The sequence below is a fragment of the Bacillus sp. IBL03825 genome, assembly GCF_024712505.1.
In the GTDB taxonomy this organism is placed as follows: domain Bacteria; phylum Bacillota; class Bacilli; order Bacillales; family Bacillaceae_G; genus Bacillus_A; species Bacillus_A wiedmannii.
Window position 1 is genome coordinate 4,714,396 of record NZ_JAMXKE010000001.1, and the last position, 20,471, is coordinate 4,734,866.

General features: G+C 34.7%; 29 protein-coding genes, 1 pseudogene and 1 riboswitch. Of the genes and pseudogenes, 12 read left to right on the forward strand and 18 right to left on the reverse strand.

The genetic code is table 11. The annotated features are described in order from the left end of the window. Nucleotides 1-58: 58 nt before the first annotated feature. From NHG49_RS24245 to NHG49_RS24255, 3 genes are all read right to left on the reverse strand, one after another. Nucleotides 59-595: a DUF3267 domain-containing protein gene (locus tag NHG49_RS24245; RefSeq protein ID WP_064474488.1), complete on the reverse strand. Its 537-nt coding sequence runs from the start codon at nucleotides 593-595 to the stop codon at nucleotides 59-61. A 112-nt stretch (nucleotides 596-707) separates the two neighbouring features. After that, nucleotides 708-1,187: an antimutator 8-oxo-(dGTP/GTP)ase gene (gene mutTA, locus NHG49_RS24250; protein ID WP_000276386.1), complete on the reverse strand. Its 480-nt coding sequence runs from the start codon at nucleotides 1,185-1,187 to the stop codon at nucleotides 708-710. 84 nt (nucleotides 1,188-1,271) lie between these two features. Next, entirely contained in the window at nucleotides 1,272-1,589 is a 318-nt protein-coding gene (locus NHG49_RS24255) for a hypothetical protein (RefSeq protein ID WP_064474487.1), read from the reverse strand. An 83-nt stretch (nucleotides 1,590-1,672) separates the two neighbouring features. Between NHG49_RS24255 and ytzI the strand changes: the two genes are divergently transcribed. The 5 genes and pseudogenes from ytzI to NHG49_RS24280 all read left to right on the forward strand — a co-directional run bounded on the left by ytzI (nucleotide 1,673) and on the right by NHG49_RS24280 (nucleotide 3,016). After that, nucleotides 1,673-1,822: a YtzI protein gene (gene ytzI / locus NHG49_RS24260; RefSeq protein ID WP_000472802.1), complete on the forward strand. Its 150-nt coding sequence runs from the start codon at nucleotides 1,673-1,675 to the stop codon at nucleotides 1,820-1,822. A gap of 195 nt (nucleotides 1,823-2,017) precedes the next feature. After that, nucleotides 2,018-2,248 carry a YczI family protein gene (locus NHG49_RS24265; protein ID WP_064474486.1) on the forward strand — a complete coding sequence of 77 codons (231 nt, stop codon included), beginning with the start codon at nucleotides 2,018-2,020 and terminating at the stop codon, nucleotides 2,246-2,248. 29 nt (nucleotides 2,249-2,277) lie between these two features. Next, a pseudogene (locus NHG49_RS24270) lies at nucleotides 2,278-2,510 on the forward strand (DUF3953 domain-containing protein). A 24-nt stretch (nucleotides 2,511-2,534) separates the two neighbouring features. Next, nucleotides 2,535-2,774, forward strand: coding sequence for a hypothetical protein (locus NHG49_RS24275; RefSeq protein WP_064474485.1), 240 nt, complete (start codon nucleotides 2,535-2,537; stop codon nucleotides 2,772-2,774). Between the two features lie 11 nt (nucleotides 2,775-2,785). Continuing rightward, entirely contained in the window at nucleotides 2,786-3,016 is a 231-nt protein-coding gene (locus NHG49_RS24280; protein WP_064474484.1) for a YczI family protein, read from the forward strand. Between the two features lie 26 nt (nucleotides 3,017-3,042). Here NHG49_RS24280 and NHG49_RS24285 read toward each other — a convergent pair whose 3' ends face one another. The 4 genes from NHG49_RS24285 to luxS form a co-directional block, all read right to left on the reverse strand. Next, nucleotides 3,043-3,357: a DMT family transporter gene (locus NHG49_RS24285; RefSeq protein WP_000312450.1), complete on the reverse strand. Its 315-nt coding sequence runs from the start codon at nucleotides 3,355-3,357 to the stop codon at nucleotides 3,043-3,045. Between the two features lies 1 nt (nucleotide 3,358). Beyond that, complete coding sequence (locus NHG49_RS31510) at nucleotides 3,359-4,054, reverse strand: DMT family transporter (RefSeq protein ID WP_081257152.1); 696 nt, start codon at nucleotides 4,052-4,054, stop codon at nucleotides 3,359-3,361. Then, a complete protein-coding gene (locus NHG49_RS24295; RefSeq protein WP_064474482.1) occupies nucleotides 4,051-4,815 on the reverse strand; it encodes a MerR family transcriptional regulator in 765 nt (254 codons plus the stop codon). Before NHG49_RS24295 ends, NHG49_RS31510 begins: the two co-directional genes overlap by 4 nt. A 128-nt stretch (nucleotides 4,816-4,943) precedes the next feature. Further along, nucleotides 4,944-5,417, reverse strand: coding sequence for an S-ribosylhomocysteine lyase LuxS (gene luxS / locus NHG49_RS24300; RefSeq protein WP_001141371.1), 474 nt, complete (start codon nucleotides 5,415-5,417; stop codon nucleotides 4,944-4,946). 128 nt (nucleotides 5,418-5,545) lie between these two features. On the opposite strand from luxS, the gene yidD reads away from it, so the two are divergent. Further along, on the forward strand, nucleotides 5,546-5,782 hold the full coding sequence (yidD, locus tag NHG49_RS24305; protein WP_016085830.1) for a membrane protein insertion efficiency factor YidD: 237 nt from the start codon (nucleotides 5,546-5,548) through the stop codon (nucleotides 5,780-5,782). Here yidD and NHG49_RS24310 read toward each other — a convergent pair. After that, nucleotides 5,779-6,342, reverse strand: a complete 564-nt coding sequence (locus NHG49_RS24310) for a beta-class carbonic anhydrase (RefSeq protein WP_000838167.1) — start codon at nucleotides 6,340-6,342, stop codon at nucleotides 5,779-5,781. The two genes, yidD and NHG49_RS24310, sit on opposite strands and share 4 nt — an antisense overlap. A 224-nt stretch (nucleotides 6,343-6,566) precedes the next feature. Here NHG49_RS24310 and cydA point away from each other — a divergent pair, with 224 nt between their 5' ends. Beyond that, complete coding sequence (gene cydA / locus NHG49_RS24315; RefSeq protein ID WP_046956116.1) at nucleotides 6,567-7,916, forward strand: cytochrome ubiquinol oxidase subunit I; 1,350 nt, start codon at nucleotides 6,567-6,569, stop codon at nucleotides 7,914-7,916. Continuing rightward, complete coding sequence (gene cydB, locus NHG49_RS24320) at nucleotides 7,906-8,934, forward strand: cytochrome d ubiquinol oxidase subunit II (RefSeq protein ID WP_098110794.1); 1,029 nt, start codon at nucleotides 7,906-7,908, stop codon at nucleotides 8,932-8,934. Before cydA ends, cydB begins: the two co-directional genes overlap by 11 nt. A gap of 165 nt (nucleotides 8,935-9,099) precedes the next feature. Here the strand turns inward: cydB and NHG49_RS24325 are convergent, their stop codons facing one another. Together NHG49_RS24325 and NHG49_RS24330 are read right to left on the reverse strand one after the other, a co-directional pair. After that, nucleotides 9,100-9,333, reverse strand: coding sequence for a spore germination protein (locus tag NHG49_RS24325; protein WP_033657613.1), 234 nt, complete (start codon nucleotides 9,331-9,333; stop codon nucleotides 9,100-9,102). Between the two features lie 82 nt (nucleotides 9,334-9,415). Next, entirely contained in the window at nucleotides 9,416-10,222 is an 807-nt protein-coding gene (locus NHG49_RS24330) for an S-layer homology domain-containing protein (RefSeq protein WP_064474479.1), read from the reverse strand. A gap of 710 nt (nucleotides 10,223-10,932) precedes the next feature. On the opposite strand from NHG49_RS24330, the gene NHG49_RS24335 reads away from it, so the two are divergent. Then, the gene (locus NHG49_RS24335; RefSeq protein WP_000273522.1) at nucleotides 10,933-11,967 is read left to right on the forward strand and encodes a YdcF family protein; all 1,035 of its coding nucleotides are present in this window, start codon (nucleotides 10,933-10,935) and stop codon (nucleotides 11,965-11,967) included. A gap of 188 nt (nucleotides 11,968-12,155) precedes the next feature. Further along, complete coding sequence (locus NHG49_RS24340) at nucleotides 12,156-13,028, forward strand: YitT family protein (RefSeq protein WP_000411242.1); 873 nt, start codon at nucleotides 12,156-12,158, stop codon at nucleotides 13,026-13,028. A 95-nt stretch (nucleotides 13,029-13,123) separates the two neighbouring features. Here the strand turns inward: NHG49_RS24340 and NHG49_RS24345 are convergent, their stop codons facing one another. From NHG49_RS24345 to NHG49_RS24365, 5 genes are all read right to left on the reverse strand, one after another. Further along, on the reverse strand, nucleotides 13,124-13,312 hold the full coding sequence (locus tag NHG49_RS24345) for a hypothetical protein (protein WP_064475077.1): 189 nt from the start codon (nucleotides 13,310-13,312) through the stop codon (nucleotides 13,124-13,126). A gap of 126 nt (nucleotides 13,313-13,438) precedes the next feature. Then, nucleotides 13,439-14,254, reverse strand: a complete 816-nt coding sequence (locus NHG49_RS24350; protein WP_000071177.1) for a DUF4247 domain-containing protein — start codon at nucleotides 14,252-14,254, stop codon at nucleotides 13,439-13,441. A gap of 12 nt (nucleotides 14,255-14,266) precedes the next feature. After that, nucleotides 14,267-14,773, reverse strand: coding sequence for a DUF4178 domain-containing protein (locus NHG49_RS24355; protein ID WP_000051753.1), 507 nt, complete (start codon nucleotides 14,771-14,773; stop codon nucleotides 14,267-14,269). Between the two features lie 21 nt (nucleotides 14,774-14,794). Continuing rightward, nucleotides 14,795-15,199, reverse strand: coding sequence for a DUF350 domain-containing protein (locus NHG49_RS24360; protein ID WP_000220323.1), 405 nt, complete (start codon nucleotides 15,197-15,199; stop codon nucleotides 14,795-14,797). A gap of 79 nt (nucleotides 15,200-15,278) precedes the next feature. Then, complete coding sequence (locus tag NHG49_RS24365) at nucleotides 15,279-15,944, reverse strand: PspA/IM30 family protein (protein WP_000110287.1); 666 nt, start codon at nucleotides 15,942-15,944, stop codon at nucleotides 15,279-15,281. A gap of 402 nt (nucleotides 15,945-16,346) precedes the next feature. Between NHG49_RS24365 and NHG49_RS24370 the strand changes: the two genes are divergently transcribed. Continuing rightward, complete coding sequence (locus tag NHG49_RS24370) at nucleotides 16,347-16,925, forward strand: lipoprotein BA_5634 family protein (protein ID WP_064474478.1); 579 nt, start codon at nucleotides 16,347-16,349, stop codon at nucleotides 16,923-16,925. A 38-nt stretch (nucleotides 16,926-16,963) separates the two neighbouring features. On the opposite strand, the gene NHG49_RS24375 is transcribed toward NHG49_RS24370, so the two are convergent. Genes NHG49_RS24375 through NHG49_RS24385 form a run of 3 tightly spaced genes read right to left on the reverse strand, consistent with a single transcriptional unit; the run spans nucleotide 16,964 to nucleotide 19,360 of the window. Next, the gene (locus NHG49_RS24375) at nucleotides 16,964-17,131 is read right to left on the reverse strand and encodes a FeoB-associated Cys-rich membrane protein (protein WP_000989597.1); all 168 of its coding nucleotides are present in this window, start codon (nucleotides 17,129-17,131) and stop codon (nucleotides 16,964-16,966) included. A 16-nt stretch (nucleotides 17,132-17,147) separates the two neighbouring features. After that, the gene (gene feoB, locus NHG49_RS24380) at nucleotides 17,148-19,136 is read right to left on the reverse strand and encodes a ferrous iron transport protein B (protein WP_064474477.1); all 1,989 of its coding nucleotides are present in this window, start codon (nucleotides 19,134-19,136) and stop codon (nucleotides 17,148-17,150) included. Beyond that, a complete protein-coding gene (locus NHG49_RS24385) occupies nucleotides 19,133-19,360 on the reverse strand; it encodes a FeoA family protein (protein WP_222660493.1) in 228 nt (75 codons plus the stop codon). The genes feoB and NHG49_RS24385 overlap by 4 nt, the downstream gene beginning before the upstream one ends. Before the next feature lie 194 nt (nucleotides 19,361-19,554). Beyond that, nucleotides 19,555-19,656, forward strand: a riboswitch (TPP riboswitch). Between the two features lie 86 nt (nucleotides 19,657-19,742). Here NHG49_RS24385 and NHG49_RS24390 point away from each other — a divergent pair. Continuing rightward, nucleotides 19,743-20,414, forward strand: coding sequence for an energy-coupled thiamine transporter ThiT (locus NHG49_RS24390; protein ID WP_088047679.1), 672 nt, complete (start codon nucleotides 19,743-19,745; stop codon nucleotides 20,412-20,414). Nucleotides 20,415-20,471 lie beyond the last annotated feature (57 nt).

The window sequence follows — 20,471 nt, forward strand, 5'->3', positions numbered from 1 at the left end:
GACAAAAGCTGACAAACAAAAAAGAGGCCGTTTTTCAAAAACGCCTCCCCTTCCTTTATTATTCATATACTGTAAACTGCGGTTTACTCGGATGATCTTTAACTTGCGCATCCTCTGGAAACTTTGATACTTTTTGATATAGAGCAATGTCACCGATACAACCTGCTGTTAGTAAAATCCCTAAAAATGAGATGGATTGCACGTTCGTAGCTAACCCAATTACAATTGGCAAAATTCCAGTTGGTAAAAACGGCAGCATTAACACTTTCTTCATTTGCTTTACTGTAATCGCCTGTTTAGAATGAGCATATGCAACACCTAATTTCCAATTAACGCCCCATTTCAGTTCACTCCATGGAACGCCTCCGATATAGCGAAACCCTATTAAATGTATCGCTTCATGAATACAAACGAGAACAATCATTGCGATAATAAAAAGAAACAGGGTTGGTAACGTAATTTCAATTTGAAACCCGCCTGAAAGAAGTGAATGTAAAAAACTAACTCCAATCGCCAGAGCGAATGCTATACAGCATGAATAGAAATTTAATTTAACCATCGAAACAGTAACAGTCGTTTCTTTTCCTTTATCCATCTTTCCCCTACTAAAACGCAAATATATATTCACAAAATTGTATAATATACCCAAAATGATGTAAATATATATTTACATTTATTCTTGCACACAAAAAAAGAAACCGGCCACTTTACTTCGTAAAACAGCCGATTTCTTCTATATGTTTCATCGTGCGCGCCAGTACATCGTCACGCATTATAAAGCTAAATTTTCTATCCGTTTTAATATTGTCAGGAATGTCTGTTAATAAAACAGATCCTTTCGTTTCTTCGTAATGCGTATGTTCTTCTACCGCACTAATTGTTGCAAAATAAATGTTTTTAATGATTATTTTGTCTTTTCCAGATACTTTATATTGTCCTAAGTAAGTTAAATCAGAAACTATGCCGCCAGTTTCTTCATGAACCTCTCGAACTGCCGCTTCTTCCGGTGTTTCCCCTAGTTCTACTTTACCACCTGGAAATTCAAGACCGCGACGTAAATGATGCGTTAATAACCATTGATCCCCGTACCGGCATACAACCCAAACATGCTTTGGCTCAGGAGAAAATGGATAACGTTCAAACGATAATTGTACAGTGTTGTGGTAATAATCTTTAAATTTGTACATGCCATTACTCCCCTATTGATGGTTACAAGTTTTTCCTACCACAAATTGTAGCATATTCTCGCTTTTCTGCATAATATTATCCAATTACAATCCATTGATTATTCCCATTTGCGCGACTAATTCTTTCGTCTCATGATTTCCTAAATCGTAAATCATTTTATATGCTTTTTGTAGTTGTTCATCATATCGGTCATTATTCGAATCGTGATGATACTCAACAAATGGAACGTGAGAACGTACAAATGAACCTAAATCCTCTACATATGCTTGATCAAAGTACTCTCTTAACTCCGTAATTTCCTCATCACTTGCGGAAACCTCAAAATTATACGTATCCGCCGTCTTCACTTGCGAAATTTGACCGTTTCCTATTGATATATAATATGTTTTTTTCGTCTCCATGTAACACCCTTCTTTCATCCTTTTAATTTCTATTGTTTTCATCAATTACAAAATTATGTAAAATAAAGAAAAGGAGGGATTCCATGTTCAAAATATTAATTATCGGTATTATAATCGTCCTAGTCATACTAGTACTCTCCGTCATGACAATTAATAAAGGCTACGCTTATAAACATTCTGTTGATAAGCCAGAAGATAACCCTTATACAAAAAACAGCAAGAAGAATTCATAATACGCTTCATATACTACTTATTTTAGCCCACATCATATTCAGTATTCGTTTACTGGCAGGTCAACATAACTTTCTACTACTTTCACAATTTCTATTAGGGACTTTACTGTTTCTTATTACCATTGAACAAATAAGGAAAAAGGCTTCATTTTGATTGTTCTCATTATCAACTATATAAAATAACTGGAGGTATATATGCTAAAAGGGATACAGATTACTTTTTCACTTATCGCTTTATGTATAGCAATCTATGGATTTTTTACTGGCAATAGAGAAATGATGCCTTATATGTTCTTTTTCTTAGGATTAATGGCTTTCACTGTAGCGCTAGGAGAAATAAAAAAACATAGACAATCTAGCAGCATACTTGCTTTCATAGCTGGAGCCGGTGCTTTATTTCTTAGCTTCTCAGAACTATTTCGGTAAATAATTTATTTAAAAAGGTGGAGATTTGTATGCTAAAAACCTTTCGCATTATATCCGTCTTATCGTCATCGTTCTCGCCCTATCCGTAATATTTACAAACGCACTTGTTACAATGCCTTATATGCTCATCGCCTTATCTATTATGACCTTCATCCTGAGCGCCGAAGAAAAACAGAAACAAAAGAAAGTACATAGTACACTCTCCTTCTTTTCTGGCGTATTCACTTTAAGCGTTGCTATTATAATTTTTGTCTCTCAATAACTATCTTTCTACTAGGAGGTTAAAGTGCATATAAGAAAATTACAGCTAACCATCGTTTTTATTACTTTGATCTTATGTTTATACAGCACATTTACAATGAACTTTCAAACCTTTTCACCTATCATTTTGTTCCTCTTTAGTTTATATGGCATTTTAGTAGGAATTGAGACGATTCAAAAACAACAAAAACAAATTGGAGCTATTAGCATCGGTTTAAGTCTTTTTACGATTGTTTTTGTTATTCCATTTATAATGTTCTTTTAAAGGAGGATTATATGTTTAAAAACATTCGAATTATAATAGCTACTATCGCTCTTATTCTCGCCCTATTTAGCTTCTTCGCAAATATCCCTATGCTTTTACCATACGTTTTTATCCTTTTGAGTATTATGTTTATCCTTTTTGGAATCGATGAAATAAAAGAGCGGCAAAAAGCAAAAGCATTTGTTTATTTTCTCGGTTCTGCCTTTATTTTATATGTTGGGGTGTCTAGTATACTTTCATAAAAAAGAAGAGCATGTTTTGCTCTTCTTTAACTCACCATTTTCAACCCAATAATCGTCCCCATAATTCCAACGATACAAATAATCCGAAAAGCATTTTTCGGCTCTTGAAAGAATAAAATACCGACAACTGCTGCCCCGAGCGTCCCAATCCCAGTCCAAACTGCATATGCAATTGATAACTGAATTTCTTGGAGTGCCATCGTTAAAAATTGAAAACTAATAATAAATCCACCTATTAAAATAATATTATTCGTCCAATTATTATCTTTTGCTACTTTCTTTATCCCAATTACACCGACAATTTCAAAAAGCCCAGCTATAATTAAATACATCCACGCCATTTTATTTCACCTCTTCCTTGTCACCACTAAATTTCAATCCGATAATAAATAGTGCTAATAAACAAACAAGGAAAATTTTAATAAATGAGAACGGCTCTTTAAAATATAAAATATCTACTACTATCGTTCCCACTGTCCCAATTCCAGTAAATACTGCATATGCCGTTCCAATTGGGATTCTTTTAGTTGCTTCAATTAATAGATGAAAACTAACTAAAATTGCAATAAGTGTCAAAATACTCATCGAATTTGTTTTTAATCCCGTTGCCCAATATATTTCGATTAAGCCTCCAAATACTAAATACAGCCACGCCCTATTTGTACTAATCTCCTTTTTCTTTTTCACTTCTTCTTTTACCTCTTGTCGTATTTCTTGTTTTGAAGAGCTACGTTTCTTTTTTGGAAAAAGAATGTAGGACATCGCCCATATAAAATGAATCATAAGTACCGATGTCCAAACACTGATAATGGTATTAATAGTTTCATTTTTATAAAAGCCTATTTGTTTATTCAAAATCCATTCTTTCATATGAAGAATATAAGATCCACTTGGTAACTCTTGAGCTGGTACAAGCCCTATTAGAAAAATAAATAAAAGCTGCGCAAGAATGAAAATGCCCACATGTTTACAAAAGTATTGCCGCTCTAATCGTGCGTGCTCCTTTCCATATAGCTTCTCTTTTTGCATAGCTGTCATTTATCTTCCTCCTTTTTCAAATAATAATCTACCATTTCATCTATATACTTCATTGTTTCCGAATCAAGTCCATATACTTTTGCAATCTCCCCCTCTTCAGGTCTAATTAATTCCCAATACTTATTTATTAATTGTTCATCTTCTTGAAATATATGCATGGAAAAAGCCACTACTTTCTCCGCCAATTGTTGAACTTCTGGTGAATCTACTGGTTCATTTATACGCTCGCGAATTTCTCTTAATACTTGCAGCCACTCTTTCGTTCTTTTATCGTTTTCTTCAAATGTTGGTAAGCCCTGAATAATCTGCTGCTCTTCCTCATTAAAATATCTTTTCCAAAATTTCTCCCTCTGATCAATTCCCTGTACTGATTTTATAAATAACATTAAATCTTCTGTTCTAAGCTCTCCTGTTAATTCAATGGAATGAAATGTTGTATATAGTAGCTTTTCTAAATCCTGTAATCTTTTTACTTCCCCTTGTATTGTTTGAATTTCATTTTGAATCGCATTCTTCCATCTTTCTTCTTCTGAAATCCCCTTTGCTTCTTTTAATACTCCTTTTATTTCTGAAAGCTTAAAACCAAGCTTTTTAAAAGTTGTGATTTGCTGCAATGTAATTACATCATCTTTTGAATAGTAACGATATCCTGAGTCAGCAACATAAGACGGTCTTAACAATCCAATTTCCTCATAATATCTAAGTGTTCTCGTCGTTACATTCGTTTCTTTTGAAATTTCGCCAATGCTATACTTATCCATCATTTCCTCCCTTTACTTACTTTATTTATCCCTACTATAAACTTTGACGTATACGTTAAAGTCAATACTCTTCATAACATACATTTCTACAAATAAAAAAACTGCCCTTTCACAGGCAGTTTTTCTTTCTATCCAAACACTTTCTCAAGTTCATCTTTATCTTGGCTTAACCAGAAGTTCATTAAGCGTTGAGCTCCTTCTAAGTCGTGAAGCTTCGCTTGACCACATTGTGTTTCATTTGCAGCTGGAATTTCTGTAATTTGAACCGCATCTTTTAATGTTAGTTCTAATAAATCAATAATTTCTCGAACCGTTGGTGTTCCGCTTACTACAAGATAATATCCTGTTTGGCAGCCCATTGGTGAAATATCGATAATATCAAAATGCGGATAACGATCAATATATTTACGTAAATTAAATGCTAATAAATGTTCTAACGTATGAATAACATCTGGTTTCATTGCTTGTTTATTCGGTTGGCAAAAACGAATATCAAATTTATTTACAATACCGTCACTTCCTACGTTGTGAACTCCGCAATGTCTTACATAAGGCGCCTTTACAATCGTATGATCTAATTCAAAGCTTTCTACTGATGGCATACAACATCTCTCCCGCTTTTAATTTAATTCCGTTATATCCAATATGATATAACGGAAATCAACATTAGTAAAGTATTATGTACAGTCGTGCTATAATACTTTAAGACTATGCGGAAAAGGAGACCATTATGAAACAGATTTTTATTGGGATTATACGCTTCTATCAAAAATTCATTTCTCCAATGACACCACCAACGTGCCGCTTTTATCCAACTTGCTCGCATTATGGATTAGAAGCATTTCAAAAACATGGTGCCCTAAAAGGTTTTTTGCTAACTTGTAAGCGGATATTAAAATGTCACCCTTTCCACCCGGGAGGATTTGATCCTGTCCCAGATAAAAAGGATGACAAAGTAAATTCTTAATTATCGTAACCATTCACAACTAAATCTAATTTTCCTGTGTCAGGATCTATAACAAGACCGTGAACAGGTACTTCTTCAGGAAGTAATGGATGGTTGCGAAGTATTGATACGCTATGTTCTACACTTTCTTCTACACTAGAGAATCCTTGTAGGAATCTTTCTAAATCGATTCCAGAATAACGAAGTGTATCTAATTTCTCTTCTGTGATACCGCGCTCTTTCATCTTCTCGATTGTACTGCTCGCTTGAATTTTAGCCATACCGCAATCATGGTGGCCAACTACACAAACTTCATCAGCACCAAGTTCGTATACAGCAACTAAAATACTACGCATAATACTTCCGAACGGATGGGAAATAACAGCGCCTGCTACTTTAATAATTTTCACATCACCGTTACGCATATTCATCGCTTTCGGTAATAATTCAACAAGACGAGTATCCATACAAGAGATAATTACCATCTTTTTGTTTGGAAATTTACCTGTTTCGTACTCTTCATATTTTTTTTCTTCAACAAATTTTTCATTGTATTGTAAAATCTCTTCTAATGACTTCATAGTAAAGAACCCTCTTTTCTCTCATTTACATTACTTATATAGTGTACCAAAATTTAAAAAACTCAAAAAGGATATTGCTTTATAGTAAAAATAAGATATTTTCAGATAACCGACATAATTCTTTCAAAATATACACACACCTTTGTAACAAGTCCCCCCTATTTAAAACGTTTTTTCACTATAAACTGATTGTAGATAATGTAAAAAAGGAGTGAATATTTATTATGTCCGACGTTCTGTTACTGAGTCGTTTTCAATTTGCAATTACTATTTTTTATCACTTTTTATTTGTACCTTTGACAATCGGACTTGTTATTTTAGTAGCATGTATGGAAACTCAATACGCCCGCACATTGAATCCAACATACCGCAAAATGGCAAATTTCTGGGGTAAATTATTTACAATTAACTTCGTAATGGGGATTATAACTGGGATTACGATGGAATTCCAATTTGGAACAAACTGGTCTGAGTACTCCAAATATATGGGAGATATTTTCGGATCACCTCTCGCAATCGAAGCACTCGTTGCCTTCTTCTTAGAATCTACTTTCATGGGAATATGGTTATTCGGTAAAGACAAAATTTCACCAAAGTTCCGTGCCTTCTGTATGTGGATGGTTGCACTTGGAACAAATATTTCCGCCCTTTGGATTATTACAGCAAACGGCTTTATGCAAAACCCTGTTGGCTACGTCGTACGTAACGGCCGCGCTGAATTAAATGATTTCTGGGCACTTGTGACAAATCCATATGCTTGGAACATGTTCTTCCATACTGTAATTGGTTGTTATATCGTTGGTGCTTTCTTCGTTATGGCAATTAGTGCCTATCATTTATTACGCAAAAATGAAGTTGAATTCTTCAAAAAATCATTTAAGTTTGGTTTAATGTTAGGTTTATTCGCTGCAACTGTTACACCGTTTATGGGTCATCAGTCTGGTGTATCAGCAGCTAAATATCAACCAGCAAAAGGAGCTGCGATGGAAGCGGTTTGGGAAACTGGAAAAGGACAAGGCTTCTCGATTGTTCAAATTCCTGATGTGAAAAACGAAAAGAACTTTGAATTCCTTACGATTCCGAAACTAGGGAGTTTCTTCTATACAAACTCATTTGATGGCGAAATTGTTGGTTTAAAGGATATCCCGAAAGATGAACGTCCAAATGTTAACCTCGTGTACTATAGCTTCCGCTTAATGGTTGCACTTGGTATGTTCTTTATGGCATTAACTTGGTACGGTTTCTACTTAAACCGAAAAGGAAAACTAGAAAACTCAAAACGTTATTTAAAAATCACAATATGGTCGGTCTTACTACCATATATCGCAATTAACGCTGGTTGGATTGTTGCCGAAGTAGGTCGTCAACCATGGACAGTTTATAAACTAATGCGTACAGCAGAATCTGTATCACCTATATCTGTTCCACAAATTTGGTTCTCATTAATTAGTTTAATCTTGTTCTATACTTTACTTTTAATCGCAGACGTATACTTAATGCTAAAGTTCGCGAAAAAAGGACCAGCAGCATTAGAAGAACCTGCTACTGAAGGAGGTGCAGCTCATGTCTCATGATATGCTTGCAATCATCTGGTTTGGTTTATGGGGCGTGATTTGGACAGTTTACTTCATTCTTGATGGGTATGCACTTGGTAACGGAATGATTTTTCCTTTCGTTGCGAAAGACCGACAAGAACGAAATCAATTACAAGAAGCAATTGGCCCATTCTGGGGTGGTAATGAAGTATGGTTAATTACAGCTGGTGGCGCAACATTTGCTGCCTTCCCAGTCACGTATGCAAATATGTTTAGTTATTTATATACACCACTATTTTTAGTATTACTCGCACTGTTTGCTCGTGCTGCTGGACTTGAATTTATGCATAAAGACGATTCACCAATTTGGCAAAAAACTTGTAAATGGGCATTTACAATTGGTAGTTTCCTAATCGCCTTCTTATTCGGAGTTACGTTCGCTAACCTTTATTACGGACTACAAATCGGAAAAAATGGCTATGAAGGAAATTTACTTAGCTTATTAAATCATTACGGTATTTTAGGAGGTCTGTTCTTCACAGCTATATTCGTCGTATCTGGTGCCCTTTGGGTTATAATTAAAACGACTGGTGAAGTATCTGATCGTGCTTATAAAATCGCAAGACCATTTTCAATGGCAGCTGCTATTATTTTAGCTATTTTCTATGTAGCAACTGCAAATCGTACAAATTTATTCCAAAACTTCACAGAATATCCTGTACTATTCATTCTGCCAGTACTTGCAATGTTAATGAGTGTACTCGCACTTATTATGGTGTACAAACATAAAATCGGTCTTGCATTCACATTCGTTTGCTTAACAATCGCAATGTTTATGACAACTGGATTTGCAGGTATGTTCCCAAGAATGTTGCCATCTCGTATTAACGACGCTTATAGTACAACGTTATATAACGCAGCTGGTAGTCAATTAAACTTAAAAATTATGTTCTTCGTTGCAATGGTTATGGTACCAATTGTTATTGGATATCAACTTTGGAGCTACAGTATCTTTAAAAATAAAATTCATAAGGACTCTGCTAAAGGGTATCACTAAAATAAAAAAGACACTTCGTTTGAAGTGCCTTTTTTGTACGTATGATTTTTGATAAGATGTTATATTTCCAATCTAACAACTATAATACAGAAGAATCATGAACAGCTCACAGCTAGATTGTAGCACAGGGCAAGTTCATCATTTTATGCAATTTTACATATTTATCTATAAAGTAAACTGTATTCCTTGATCGTTCGCATCGCTATCCCTTACATCTGCTGTACTAATACCACTAAATGTTTGTACTTTTTTTCCTGTATTCGATGATCCTGATCCATTATAAGCTTTCGTTTTTTCAATCGGCTGCACGTTATATTTATCTCCTAAATTAATCGTTCCGTTACAGTTTTCAATAATAACGCCTTCCACAACTGATGGCATTTTGTCACCTACTTTCATTTCGTTACTTTTATTTTATGAGAATCGCCTAAAAAAATAGCATGTACAAATAAGAAAAAGCACTCAGACTGAGTGCTTTTTCTTATTTCCCTTTTTTATTTCTTTCACAAGCAATTCCATCGCCATCACGATCTAAATGCTTACCATAATACGGACTCTCTCTTGTAATATCATAATATCCAGCATCGTTTGCTTCTTTACAATTAGCAAAGCGTTTCGGATCCGGTTTTACTTCAGGCTTCACTTCTGGTTGTGGTTGTTTTGCTCCTGGTCTTTCTTCAAATGGTAACGTTGCATTATATAAGAACTGAACGTATTGCTCACGACTTACATGCATTTTAGGTGCGAATTTACCATCACCAGTTCCAGCCGTAATATAATTTGATTTTATTGCAGTAATCGCAGGATTCGCCCATCCATTTCTATCTACATCCGGGAAATTATGATCCCCTCTTATTTGCAATTGGAATCCCCTTGTCAAAATTTGTGCCATTTCTTCACGAGTTAACGAATCTTTCGGTCTAAATTTTCCTGTGTTATCTCCAACGAATACACCCATCTCTGTTAAAGCAAGAATCTCTTTTTTAAACATAGTTGAACGATCCGTAACATCTTTATACGGATTGTTATACTGTTCTTTTACTGTCGGTTTTAAATGACGGAACATAAGAGCTGCAACTTGCTCACGTGTTACATCATCACCAAATCCAAAAATCCCATTTCCGTATCCAGCAACAACGTTTTTATTTGCTAAATCCATAATTGCTTTATAAGACCAATGATTGTTTGGAACATCTTTAAAATCTGCACTTGCCTGTGCTGTTCCAATTGAAGTAAATGCTGTAGTTGCAACAATTGCACCTGTTAAAATTAATTTTTTAAATCCCATATTTGAGTCTCCTTCTCTTTCCTATAATAATCATTTAACAATATAACAAATTATTCTAATATATTTTGTCACATTATGTCGAACACAAAAAAGAATCCAGCAGGATTCTTTTTTGCTAAGCATGAATGGCAATTTTGGAGACAGTTGACTTCTTCAAAAATTTATTAGGGGTAATATTTTGAAAAAGAAAGCCTTTCATATGTAGGTTAACACCACTGGAATATATAGTAAATTGATAATGTTTATACGGAAGATTGCTAATGTTTAGTATAGATAGTTTCCACTATGTAAACAGTAGAAACTATCTATACTAAACAACAAAAAGGCGTCTTCAAAGAAGACACCTTTCATAAACAGACACTATAAAACAGAATTATTTATTGTTATACGATTGTTAGATACAAAAAGTAGAGGGAAATGTTTGTAAGAAATTCTGCTTTATATAGTCTGCCTACCACTTATATTTTAATCCTCTTCATTTGAAAATAAATATAATATGCATAATTACATGAAAAAAAGAAAAGACACTCCATAGAGTGCCTTTTCAACCATTTTACTTTTAATATATCACCTTACATACATTTTAACATATGTATCCATACATTTTATTGAGAAAATTCAAAATCATTTTTCCTTTCATTTTTAATTATAAAATCATGTAATATAAAAGGTATGTCAAATTCTTTTACAAATTGAGGTGTACTATATTTATGTATTTTGGAATCATTCCTCTTATATTGTTTATTATTTTTCTTATCTCATATTTAAAAGATCCACGAAAAATAATAAATGGCTTTTTATTTAATGCCTTTTTCTGTTCATTTCTATTATTTTGCGCTATAGCCTCATATGAGTCTGGTAGTAACTCTTTACATTTTATCGTTATTATTCCCATGTTAGCGCTAATTGTAATGATACCTTTTGCTATAGTCGCTTTAATGTTTGGACTATTTCTTAATGCAAAAATTTTAATGCAACGTGAAGGAAGACGCTTCACAAACTCTTTAACTTTAATTGCTGCTTTAGGGATTTTATTCTTTATTATGCTCGCTATCATAAATCCAGCAAATTTATTCTCAGAGCATTTTCAATTTATTTTTACTGCGATTTCGCTTATAACTATGTATTTCTTTGTACATTTGTCTAACTTCTTAAGCGCATATTTTTTATATCAATTCAATAGACCAAGACGTAATCAAGATTTCATCATCGTTCTTGGTAGTGGCTTAATTAATGATAAAGTACCACCTTTACTTGCAAGTCGTATTAATAAAGCAATCGACTTTTATTGGAAACAAGCCTCTGTAAATACACCACCAACAATCATTTTCTCTGGTGGACAGGGTCCAGATGAAGGTCTTCCTGAAGCAGAAGCAATGCAAAAATATGCTGTTGAAAAAGGAATTCCGTTTGAACATACAGTACAGGAAAATCGCTCTGTCAACACATATCAAAACATGTCGTTCTCTAAAGAAATTATGGATTCTTTAAAACCAGAAGGTAAGTATAGAAGTATCTTTACAACGAACAACTTCCATCTTTTCCGCGCTGGTATATATGCAAGACAAGCTGGTCTTAATAGCCAGGGAATTGGATCAAAAACAGCATTTTATTACTGGCCTAACGCAATGATTCGTGAATATGTCGCAATTGTTGTAATAGGACGTAAGCGCCATATGAAAGTGTGCGGGACTATTTTAGGTTTCGCTTTATTCCTAACAGTCCTTAGTTTTATTGTTTCTTAACATTCTCCCATCCTTTCATAAGGATGGGATTTCTTATACTTATTTCAAAAATATTTTAAAGATAATATGGTGATAATATTCCCTGCATACATCCATTAAAGGAGAAATTTTTCACATTAAATGTTAAAATGAAATTTAGGTGTGAATTACGTAACAAATAAGAAACTAGTTTGAAACGAGGAAATTACATGGAGAAAATTATCAAAAACAAGCCCAATAAGCTAAAAATCGCTTCAAAAGCTTTGATGATTATTATTGGGGCATTTATCACAGCATACGGATTAGAAGCGGTATTAATTCCAAATAACGTATCAGACGGTGGTGTGACTGGTTTAAGTATCGTTAGTTCAAGATTATTTGGATTGCCATTAGGAGCTCTAATCGCAGTTATTAACATTCCTTTCGTTTGGTTAGGATATAAACAAATAGGTAAAAGCTTTGCAATTTATTCTATTATCGGGATTGCTTCATTAGCAATAGGTACCGTTGTTATGCATGGAATACCTACTATTATTGAAGGCGATACACTACTCGTTACAGTTGTTGGTGGTATTATTATCGGTTTCGGTATGGGACTAGCATTACGTAACGGCGGCGCATTAGATGGAATCGATATGCTAGCTGTATTACTTTCTCGTAAGTTACCTTTTGGAACAAGTGACCTTATTTTATTCTTAAACATGTTCGTATTTATTTTCGTATCAACAGTATTCGGTCTTCAAGGAGCTATCCTTTCGGCAATTGCTTACTTTATCGCTTCGAAAGTCATTCATATCGTTGAAGTTGGTTTAAGTGGTTCGAAAACATTTAAAATCATCACGAAAGAACCTGAATTAATGGTAGAAACAATTCGTGATCGTTTAGGCCGAAGCGCAACGTATAACGAAGTATACGGTGGTTATTCAAGAGAGAAATTTAAAGAAATTTCTTGTGTAATTAACCGTTTAGAAGAAAGTAAAATGAAGGATTTGATTAATGAAATCGATCCAAATGCCTTTATTACAGTTTATGACGTAGCAGAAGTAAAAGGCGGTAACTTTAAGAAACGTGATATTCATTAATCATTATGAATAAAGAGGGTGTGCCAACAATTTGGCACACCCTCTTCTTATTATTAAGTTGCGGTCGATATATTCTAATAATCGCTCATATATTTTTACTCTCCCCATCTTCTTCCTCTCTTAATCCATGCTACGTATTTTTGAAAGGCGGGCACTTCTTGTTGAAAACGAAGCGGAACATATAGAAAGAGAGTACATGTACATAGTATCCATAGAATACCTACTACAAAGTGAAATTTCATCGTTGTGCTAATAAATAAACTGAGGAATAAGACGAGGAACATAATCAAACTAAACCTTATATATAGTCATAATAATCTCCTCCTTATAACTTAATTGTATCAGCTACAAGGAATTAATTTCCATAATAAAAAGACCGAAAAGCAAATTCTACTTTTCGATCTTTTTAACTATCTTCGCTTCGTAATCTTTCCTGAACCACCGACCCTCGTTTTCGGGGGAGATGTATTCCTTGGCGGCGTTTTAATAGATGATTTCGGCTTCACATCTGATCCGCTCGAGCCACCTGGTGTTTTTGTAATTTTCCCTTTGCTTCCAGTAGAAGGCGGAGGTGTACTACTTCCTTTTTTCGTAATACTTCCTGTATCTCCTACGGAAGGTTTCGAATCTACATTATCGCCTCGCTTAATGATAGATCCTTTCCCTTCCTTCGTAATTGGAGGCGGGGTTTTCTTTTCTTCTTTCGTAGGCGGTCTCTCTGGAATAACCGGTTTATGATTTTGTCTGTCATTATATCCGCGATAATCACCGTATGATGATTTTCGTGAACCGAATATATCGTTTAAAATACTCCCCATAATATATCCTTGCAGGAAGGATGGTTGGTAATTTTGACGGACAAATTCTTTATTACTTATTTCAATTAACGTATCAGAAGGTTTCTCTTTATCCTTTTGCAGGTTATAAATCTTATCAGAATAAACGAGGAACATTTGATTTTCGTCTTCTTTAGATGCTTGCTTCGGTTCTCTTTCATTAATGAGTTCCTTTGCGACTTCAGGAACTGACCGATTGGCGGCCCTATACACGTAAGATTCTTGTTTACCTTCTTTTGCGACAGATTCTAGCGGATAACGATCTTGAATCGACTTTGTCTGTCCGCCTTGACAACCTGATAAGGCATATCCAGCAACAACAAGTAATAGAACGATAGCAAGTATAGGGATCGCGAACGATTTAATCATGGTAAACAATCGGTTTGACATGATTACGCCCCCTTACGTTGCTCTTATAATTTGTACATCAGCAGGAATAATTGCTTCTCCCTCATACATCATTGTGCGACCATTTTGCCATTCAATACGTAATAATTTTCGGTTATCTGATTGGAATTCCCATACGTACTGTTCCTCTGAAGCAGAGAATGGTGTTTTCCCCATCACAACAACACGTCCGTTATATTGCTCTTCCATATGGTACTCTGTATCATCCATTTCAATTGTCGTCGGAACTTCATCAATTGAATCTAAACGACCATCGATTGGTGTATATAATTTGTAATACGTATTTTCACGATCTTCAATTTTTAAATAACGAATATCTTTCCCATCTTGCAGTGTTAAAACAATTTCTTTACGAGAATGCATACTCGTTTTCCCAGTTAATTCGTACATGACTAATGAAACTTCAATCATATCGCCAGGAGCTAACGTTAACAAACTTTTCTCTGGTTTCGGCGGCTCTGGGCTCTTCATTATATTTTTAATTCGTTTAAATAAACTCATGATTTACCCCTCCTTCTCTCTTTATAAACAAGCACCTAAAATAAGTGCACCAACGATATGTAATGATCCGGCCAACATCGCATGTGCAACACTGCCTTCTTTCGTACCTTCTTCTAAATCTAAACCAGACATTTTCTTTAACACAAATTCAATAAACATTTCTACTACTAATAAAATAACGAAAGAAACTGCTGATGCAAGTAGTGCTTGCCATAAGTCGTTTGCTTTCGTTATGGATTGAGATAAAATGTACCCTTGCGCGAATAATTTCATAACGAAACGAGTTGTTACAGCTGTATTCCCATTCTTTATTTCTTTTAAATCATTGTATTTAGTAAAAATTGAATCAACCCACATAATTGCAAATAAAAGTACTGCACTTGCTCCAGTCCATACAAGCATGGCTAACACATTTGTCCATGTCATTGCAAAACCTCCTCTAAAAAGTAATAGAAAACCGACATGAATTCTCTTCAGACATGTCGGTTTCTTTGTCTATTCTATATTATTTCTCATACTGCTTCATAATACGAGCTAATTCATCGTCAACAGCAGAATTTTTATTTAAGCTTGCGAATTCATCATCTAGTGACTTTTCTTTTTTATAAACTTCGCCACTTGCTTCTGCTTCAGCCTCTAATTGAAGAGCTTTCTCTTCCATACGGCTTAAACCAGCTTTTGCTGAGTTTGAATCAAATCCAGACATCGCCTGATTAATATTCTTTTGTGCTTTCGCCGCATTTACACGTGCTACAAGTGTTTCACGTTTATTTTTCAGCTCTGTTAATTGCTTACGCATTTCTTCTAGCTTCAGGCGAAGATTATCAGCAGCAGCTTTATTTTGCTCATAGCTTGCTTTATATTCATTCATCTTTTGCTCTGCATTTTGTTTTTCTTCAAGAGCACGACGCGCAAGGTCAAGATTGCTTGCTTGAACAGCCATATGAGCTTGCTCTTCACGTTTTTTCACAAGTGCTTCTTGCTCTTCAAATAATATTTTGAATTTCTTCTCAAGTGCAATTTGAGCTGCTACACTTTTCTCAGCTTCTTGTACATCCGCTTGCATATCGCGTAAATATTGATCCGTCATCTTAACTGGATCTTCCGCTTTTTCAATTAATGAATATACATTCGACATTGTTAAATCTCGTAATCGTTTAAATACAGACATTCTAATTCCTCCTATGACTTACCTCATATTTCAAATTCACTACTTGGAAAACTGAAAAATCTCCCTTAACAGTAAAGAATATTCATTTTTACAGCCTATGTGTTTATTATAACAAAACTAATATGTCCTTACATGTTATTTCCAAAATACAGCCAATATAATATGACATTCTAGATAAAACATTGTATTCCTAATATATTCTCATTAACCCTCTTCAGAATTGACTTATTTTTATACACTTTCACTAAATTACATTATTGTAATTTTACTGTAAGCTAACTCGATAGTTACGTTGCAATATTTCTTATACACTAATACCAGCAGCAACGAACAAGCTTCTCATCATTTCAGAACTAATACAAAAATGTATTTACTATAAAACATATAAAAGGAGAAATCATCATGAAAAAATTAGTAGGAATCGGATTAGCAGCAGCAATTTCACTTGGAGCATTATCAGGTTGTTCTTTATTAGGAGAAAAAGCGAACGGATTAGTATTATACGGATCAGAAGAACAAGTTCAAAAAATTACAGATCAAAATAAGAAAGAAGTAAAAGAAAAAGACTTTTATAAAATGAAAATGGCAACATTAGAGGGTAAAAAAGTACTTGTAATGGATAAGAAAACTGGTGATGAACTTGTTAAGAAAGAACTACTTAAAAAAGTTGATAAAAATGATGATACAAAGGCAATCGATAAATTACCAGCTGTAACAGAAGAAGAAGGCGTGCTGTTTGCAAAAGAGAAAGTAGAAAATGCTACGCTTGATGGAGCAAAATTAAAATATGAAGGCAACACAATTATCGGTGATGGCCGTTCTTATGCAGATATGTTTGCTATCGTTGATGATGCAACATATGTAAATGTAAAAGGTGAAGAAAAATCTGTAGGTATTTTGAAATTTGATAAAGACCCAAGCAAAGAGCTACCTGGAGCAAATGGAGTAGAAGCTTCTCAACTTGTAAAAATTAAAAAATAACAAAAAAAAGCTTTGCGAAATTCGCAAAGCTTTTTTTGTTATTTGTGAGCAATTTGCTCCATATCCGGACTACAAGTTTGCGACTGACATGACTTATTTAAAGAACATGCTGCGCATTTTCCCTTTTTACTTCTCTTTACAAAATTAACTAACGTGTATGCTGCATAACCAAAAATGATAGCTCCAATTATAATATTGACCATCACTCTAATACATCTCCTTCTAGAATCCGAGTAAGGATCCAACTTGGTATATAATGAGCGTTAATACATAAGCAACGACGAGCGGATACACGACAGAGAAAATCGTCCACTTCGTTGACCCTGTTTCACGTTTAATAACGGCTACTGTCGCTAAACATGGAACATATAATAAAATAAAGAACATAAATGCATATGCTGATAACGCAGTATAATGTGCTCCCATAACATTTCCTAGCACATCTTCTTTCACCGCATAAATAATTGCCATTGTAGAAACGACAACTTCTTTCGCTAAAAATCCTGTTAAAAGAGATGCTGCCGCTTGCCATGTTCCAAAGCCGAGCGGTGCAAATAGTGGTGCGATAAACCCACCAATCATCGCTAAGTAACTGTCTCCCATATCAACACCAAATCCTGATGGACCTGCATAGTTTAATAACCAAATGACAACAGAACCACCGAAGATGAATGTACCTGCTTTACGAACAAATCCTTTCCCTTTCTCCCACGTGCTTAACCATAACGTTTTCGCTTGTGGCACGCGGTAAGGAGGGAGTTCGATGACGAAAATAGATTTTTCTGCTTTTAAAATAGTAAGTGACATGATTTTTGTAACGAGTAATGCAAGAACAATACCTGCAACATATAAAGAAAACACAACAGTTGCCTGACTATGAGGGAAGAATACTCCCGCAAATAATGCATATACAGGTAAACGCGCTGAACAAGACATAAATGGTGTTACAAGAACTGTAAGTAAACGTTCTTTTTCTTGTTCAATCGTTCTCGCTGCCATAATACCTGGAACATTACATCCAAAACCGATAATCATCGGAATGAATGCTTTTCCGTTTAAACCGAAGAACTCCATAATTCGATCCATAACAACTGCAATTCGCGCCATATATCCTGAGTCTTCTAATAATGAAATGAAAAAGAATAGTGCAAAGATTTGTGGAACGAATACTAATACCGCACCAACACCAGCAATAATACCTTCTGTAACGAGTGCTTGAATAAAATCAGAAGCCCCAACACTTGTGAGCCCAGCCGTCACCCAATCCGTAAGCTGTCCACCAAAAAAGCCATCTAACATATCGGATAAAGGTGTACCAATCCACGTAAACGTAACCTGAAAAATAAAAAACATAACTGCTAAAAAGATTGGAAGTCCTAAAATTTTATGCGTAATTAGTCTATCAATTTTTTCCGAAAAAGGAATTTTTCCTTCTTTCTCATGCTTCATAACATTTGTTTTTAACTTTTCAATATACGCTTCACGAGTTTTGTAAATGTGCTCTTCCAACGTACAATCAAGTTTTCCTTCTAAGCGAGATCGAATGGCTACAAGTTCCTTATAAATTGGTAATGCTTTCATTTCTTTTTCTACTACTTCGTTATTGCTTAAAAATTGAAGAGCTAACCACCTTGGGTGCTTATAATTCGCTGTCTCTAAAAGAGCTATTACCTCTCCAATACCTTCATCCATTTGTACACCATATGAAATAATGAATGGTTTTTTCTCGTTTTTGTCATTTTCTTTAAGAGTCGCAAGTAGTTCTTCACAGCCTTTTCCACTTCTTGCAACGACAGGAACGACTGTTACACCTAATAGTTCTGATAATCGTTTTACATCAATTACAATGCCTCGTTGCTTTGCCACATCGACCATATTTAATCCAATCGAAACCGGCTTTCCAAATTCAAGTAATTGCAACGTTAAATGCATATTTCTCTCGAATTGCGAAGAATCCACTATATTTAACATATGATGAAATTCGTCTGTTAGTAGAAAATTCGTAACGACACCTTCATCACGCGAAACTGGATTCAAATCATAAACACCCGGTAAATCAATTAATGTTCCTTGCTTATCTTTTAATTTACCAACCTTCTTTTCTACTGTTACACCGCTCCAGTTTCCTACATACTCATAAGAACCAGTAAGTGCATTAAATAATGATGTCTTCCCTGTATTTGGATTCCCTAGCAAAGCTACCTTATTCACGCTAATTCCACCTTTATCATTTTCGCGTCACAATGACGAATACTAATTAACTGTCCACGACACTCCAATGTACAAGGACCTTTGAACATCGCCTTTTGCTTCATGCGAAGTTCACTTCCTTCAGAAAGACCGAAAGCAGCCAATCTTCTCTTTAGTAAATGATTTAAAGACTGAACACTTTTTACTAGCACTTTCTCACCGATTTTAATATCTACTAAGCTCATAACCTTCCCCCTCAAAAGAGAATGATAATTATTTTCAGAAAAATTATAGCACACTCTATTTCTCTTGTACTATACCCTTTTGCTTCATATTTATTAACATTTCACTACAATTCTATTTCAATAATTGTCATACTACATTCATTTGCCATTCTCATCCATTTCGCTTACAATAAACAATAGCAAATAAAGAATCTCGTTATCACTGGGGGAGCCATGCCGCTGAGAGGGAACACTTCGTTCCGACCCTTCGAACCTGTTAGTTAATGCTAACGCAGGGATTGTGCAAACGTCCGAAATACATACCTCTTTTTTATTTACGTATTTCGTATCCTCCTATGATATCTATTCTTTTTTGTACAACTTGGATTTAGGGGGAGACAACATGCGTAACACCAATTTACAAGCGATGATCGAATCTGCTATTCTTGCAGCCTTCGCCTTGGTCATCGACATTTTTCCATTATTATCAATCAAACTTTCAACAGGTGGTTCCATTTCATTCGCTATGATTCCTATTTTTATTATCGCATACCGCTGGGGCTTCAAAATGGCTTTCTTAGGAGGCTTAATTTGGGGATTATTACAAATTGTCGTAGGCGATGCCATTATTGTCACACCAATTCAAGTACTAATTGAATACTTCGTTGCTTTCGCATTCATTGGATTTGCTGGTTTATTCTATCGTCCAATTCAAAAGGCACTTTTAACTTCTAATGAAAATAACGCAGAACAATCCAGTTTAGGTAGCCGTAAAGAAAAACCTTCTTCAAAACAAAACGCAGGAAAGAAAGTTATTGGTTACATTATTCTTGCTACATTTGTTGGTAGCTTTGCTCGCTACTTCTGTCACTTTATCGCCGGTATTATTTTTTGGGGACAATATGCACCGAAAGGTCAATCAGCTGTTCTATATTCATTAATCGTAAATGGTAGCACAATGATTGGTTCCTATATTTTATGTACCGTTTTACTTATCTTTTTATTTCTTACTTCACCACGCTTATTCAAGAGCATCAATGCTTATCAAATAAATTCAAACAAAAAGAGCGCTTAATGAGCGCTCTTTTTTCATATCGTAATATCAATTAAAAATACAATAAATGCACAAAAG

Bases quoted from the DNA above. Each gene is read 5' to 3' on its own strand.
- NHG49_RS24245 (WP_064474488.1), bottom strand. From the start codon at position 595: ATGGATAAAGGAAAAGAAACGACTGTTACTGTTTCGATGGTTAAATTA.
- mutTA (WP_000276386.1), bottom strand. From the start codon at position 1,187: ATGTACAAATTTAAAGATTATTACCACAACACTGTACAATTATCGTTT.
- NHG49_RS24255 (WP_064474487.1), bottom strand. From the start codon at position 1,589: ATGGAGACGAAAAAAACATATTATATATCAATAGGAAACGGTCAAATT.
- ytzI (WP_000472802.1), top strand. From the start codon at position 1,673: ATGTTCAAAATATTAATTATCGGTATTATAATCGTCCTAGTCATACTA.
- NHG49_RS24265 (WP_064474486.1), top strand. From the start codon at position 2,018: ATGCTAAAAGGGATACAGATTACTTTTTCACTTATCGCTTTATGTATA.
- NHG49_RS24280 (WP_064474484.1), top strand. From the start codon at position 2,786: ATGTTTAAAAACATTCGAATTATAATAGCTACTATCGCTCTTATTCTC.
- NHG49_RS24285 (WP_000312450.1), bottom strand. From the start codon at position 3,357: ATGGCGTGGATGTATTTAATTATAGCTGGGCTTTTTGAAATTGTCGGT.
- NHG49_RS31510 (WP_081257152.1), bottom strand. From the start codon at position 4,054: ATGACAGCTATGCAAAAAGAGAAGCTATATGGAAAGGAGCACGCACGA.
- NHG49_RS24295 (WP_064474482.1), bottom strand. From the start codon at position 4,815: ATGGATAAGTATAGCATTGGCGAAATTTCAAAAGAAACGAATGTAACG.
- luxS (WP_001141371.1), bottom strand. From the start codon at position 5,417: ATGCCATCAGTAGAAAGCTTTGAATTAGATCATACGATTGTAAAGGCG.
- yidD (WP_016085830.1), top strand. From the start codon at position 5,546: ATGAAACAGATTTTTATTGGGATTATACGCTTCTATCAAAAATTCATT.
- NHG49_RS24310 (WP_000838167.1), bottom strand. From the start codon at position 6,342: ATGAAGTCATTAGAAGAGATTTTACAATACAATGAAAAATTTGTTGAA.
- cydA (WP_046956116.1), top strand. From the start codon at position 6,567: ATGTCCGACGTTCTGTTACTGAGTCGTTTTCAATTTGCAATTACTATT.
- cydB (WP_098110794.1), top strand. From the start codon at position 7,906: ATGTCTCATGATATGCTTGCAATCATCTGGTTTGGTTTATGGGGCGTG.
- NHG49_RS24325 (WP_033657613.1), bottom strand. From the start codon at position 9,333: ATGAAAGTAGGTGACAAAATGCCATCAGTTGTGGAAGGCGTTATTATT.
- NHG49_RS24330 (WP_064474479.1), bottom strand. From the start codon at position 10,222: ATGGGATTTAAAAAATTAATTTTAACAGGTGCAATTGTTGCAACTACA.
- NHG49_RS24335 (WP_000273522.1), top strand. From the start codon at position 10,933: ATGTATTTTGGAATCATTCCTCTTATATTGTTTATTATTTTTCTTATC.
- NHG49_RS24340 (WP_000411242.1), top strand. From the start codon at position 12,156: ATGGAGAAAATTATCAAAAACAAGCCCAATAAGCTAAAAATCGCTTCA.
- NHG49_RS24345 (WP_064475077.1), bottom strand. From the start codon at position 13,312: ATGTTCCTCGTCTTATTCCTCAGTTTATTTATTAGCACAACGATGAAA.
- NHG49_RS24350 (WP_000071177.1), bottom strand. From the start codon at position 14,254: ATGTCAAACCGATTGTTTACCATGATTAAATCGTTCGCGATCCCTATA.
- NHG49_RS24355 (WP_000051753.1), bottom strand. From the start codon at position 14,773: ATGAGTTTATTTAAACGAATTAAAAATATAATGAAGAGCCCAGAGCCG.
- NHG49_RS24360 (WP_000220323.1), bottom strand. From the start codon at position 15,199: ATGACATGGACAAATGTGTTAGCCATGCTTGTATGGACTGGAGCAAGT.
- NHG49_RS24365 (WP_000110287.1), bottom strand. From the start codon at position 15,944: ATGTCTGTATTTAAACGATTACGAGATTTAACAATGTCGAATGTATAT.
- NHG49_RS24370 (WP_064474478.1), top strand. From the start codon at position 16,347: ATGAAAAAATTAGTAGGAATCGGATTAGCAGCAGCAATTTCACTTGGA.
- NHG49_RS24385 (WP_222660493.1), bottom strand. From the start codon at position 19,360: ATGAGCTTAGTAGATATTAAAATCGGTGAGAAAGTGCTAGTAAAAAGT.
- NHG49_RS24390 (WP_088047679.1), top strand. From the start codon at position 19,743: ATGCGTAACACCAATTTACAAGCGATGATCGAATCTGCTATTCTTGCA.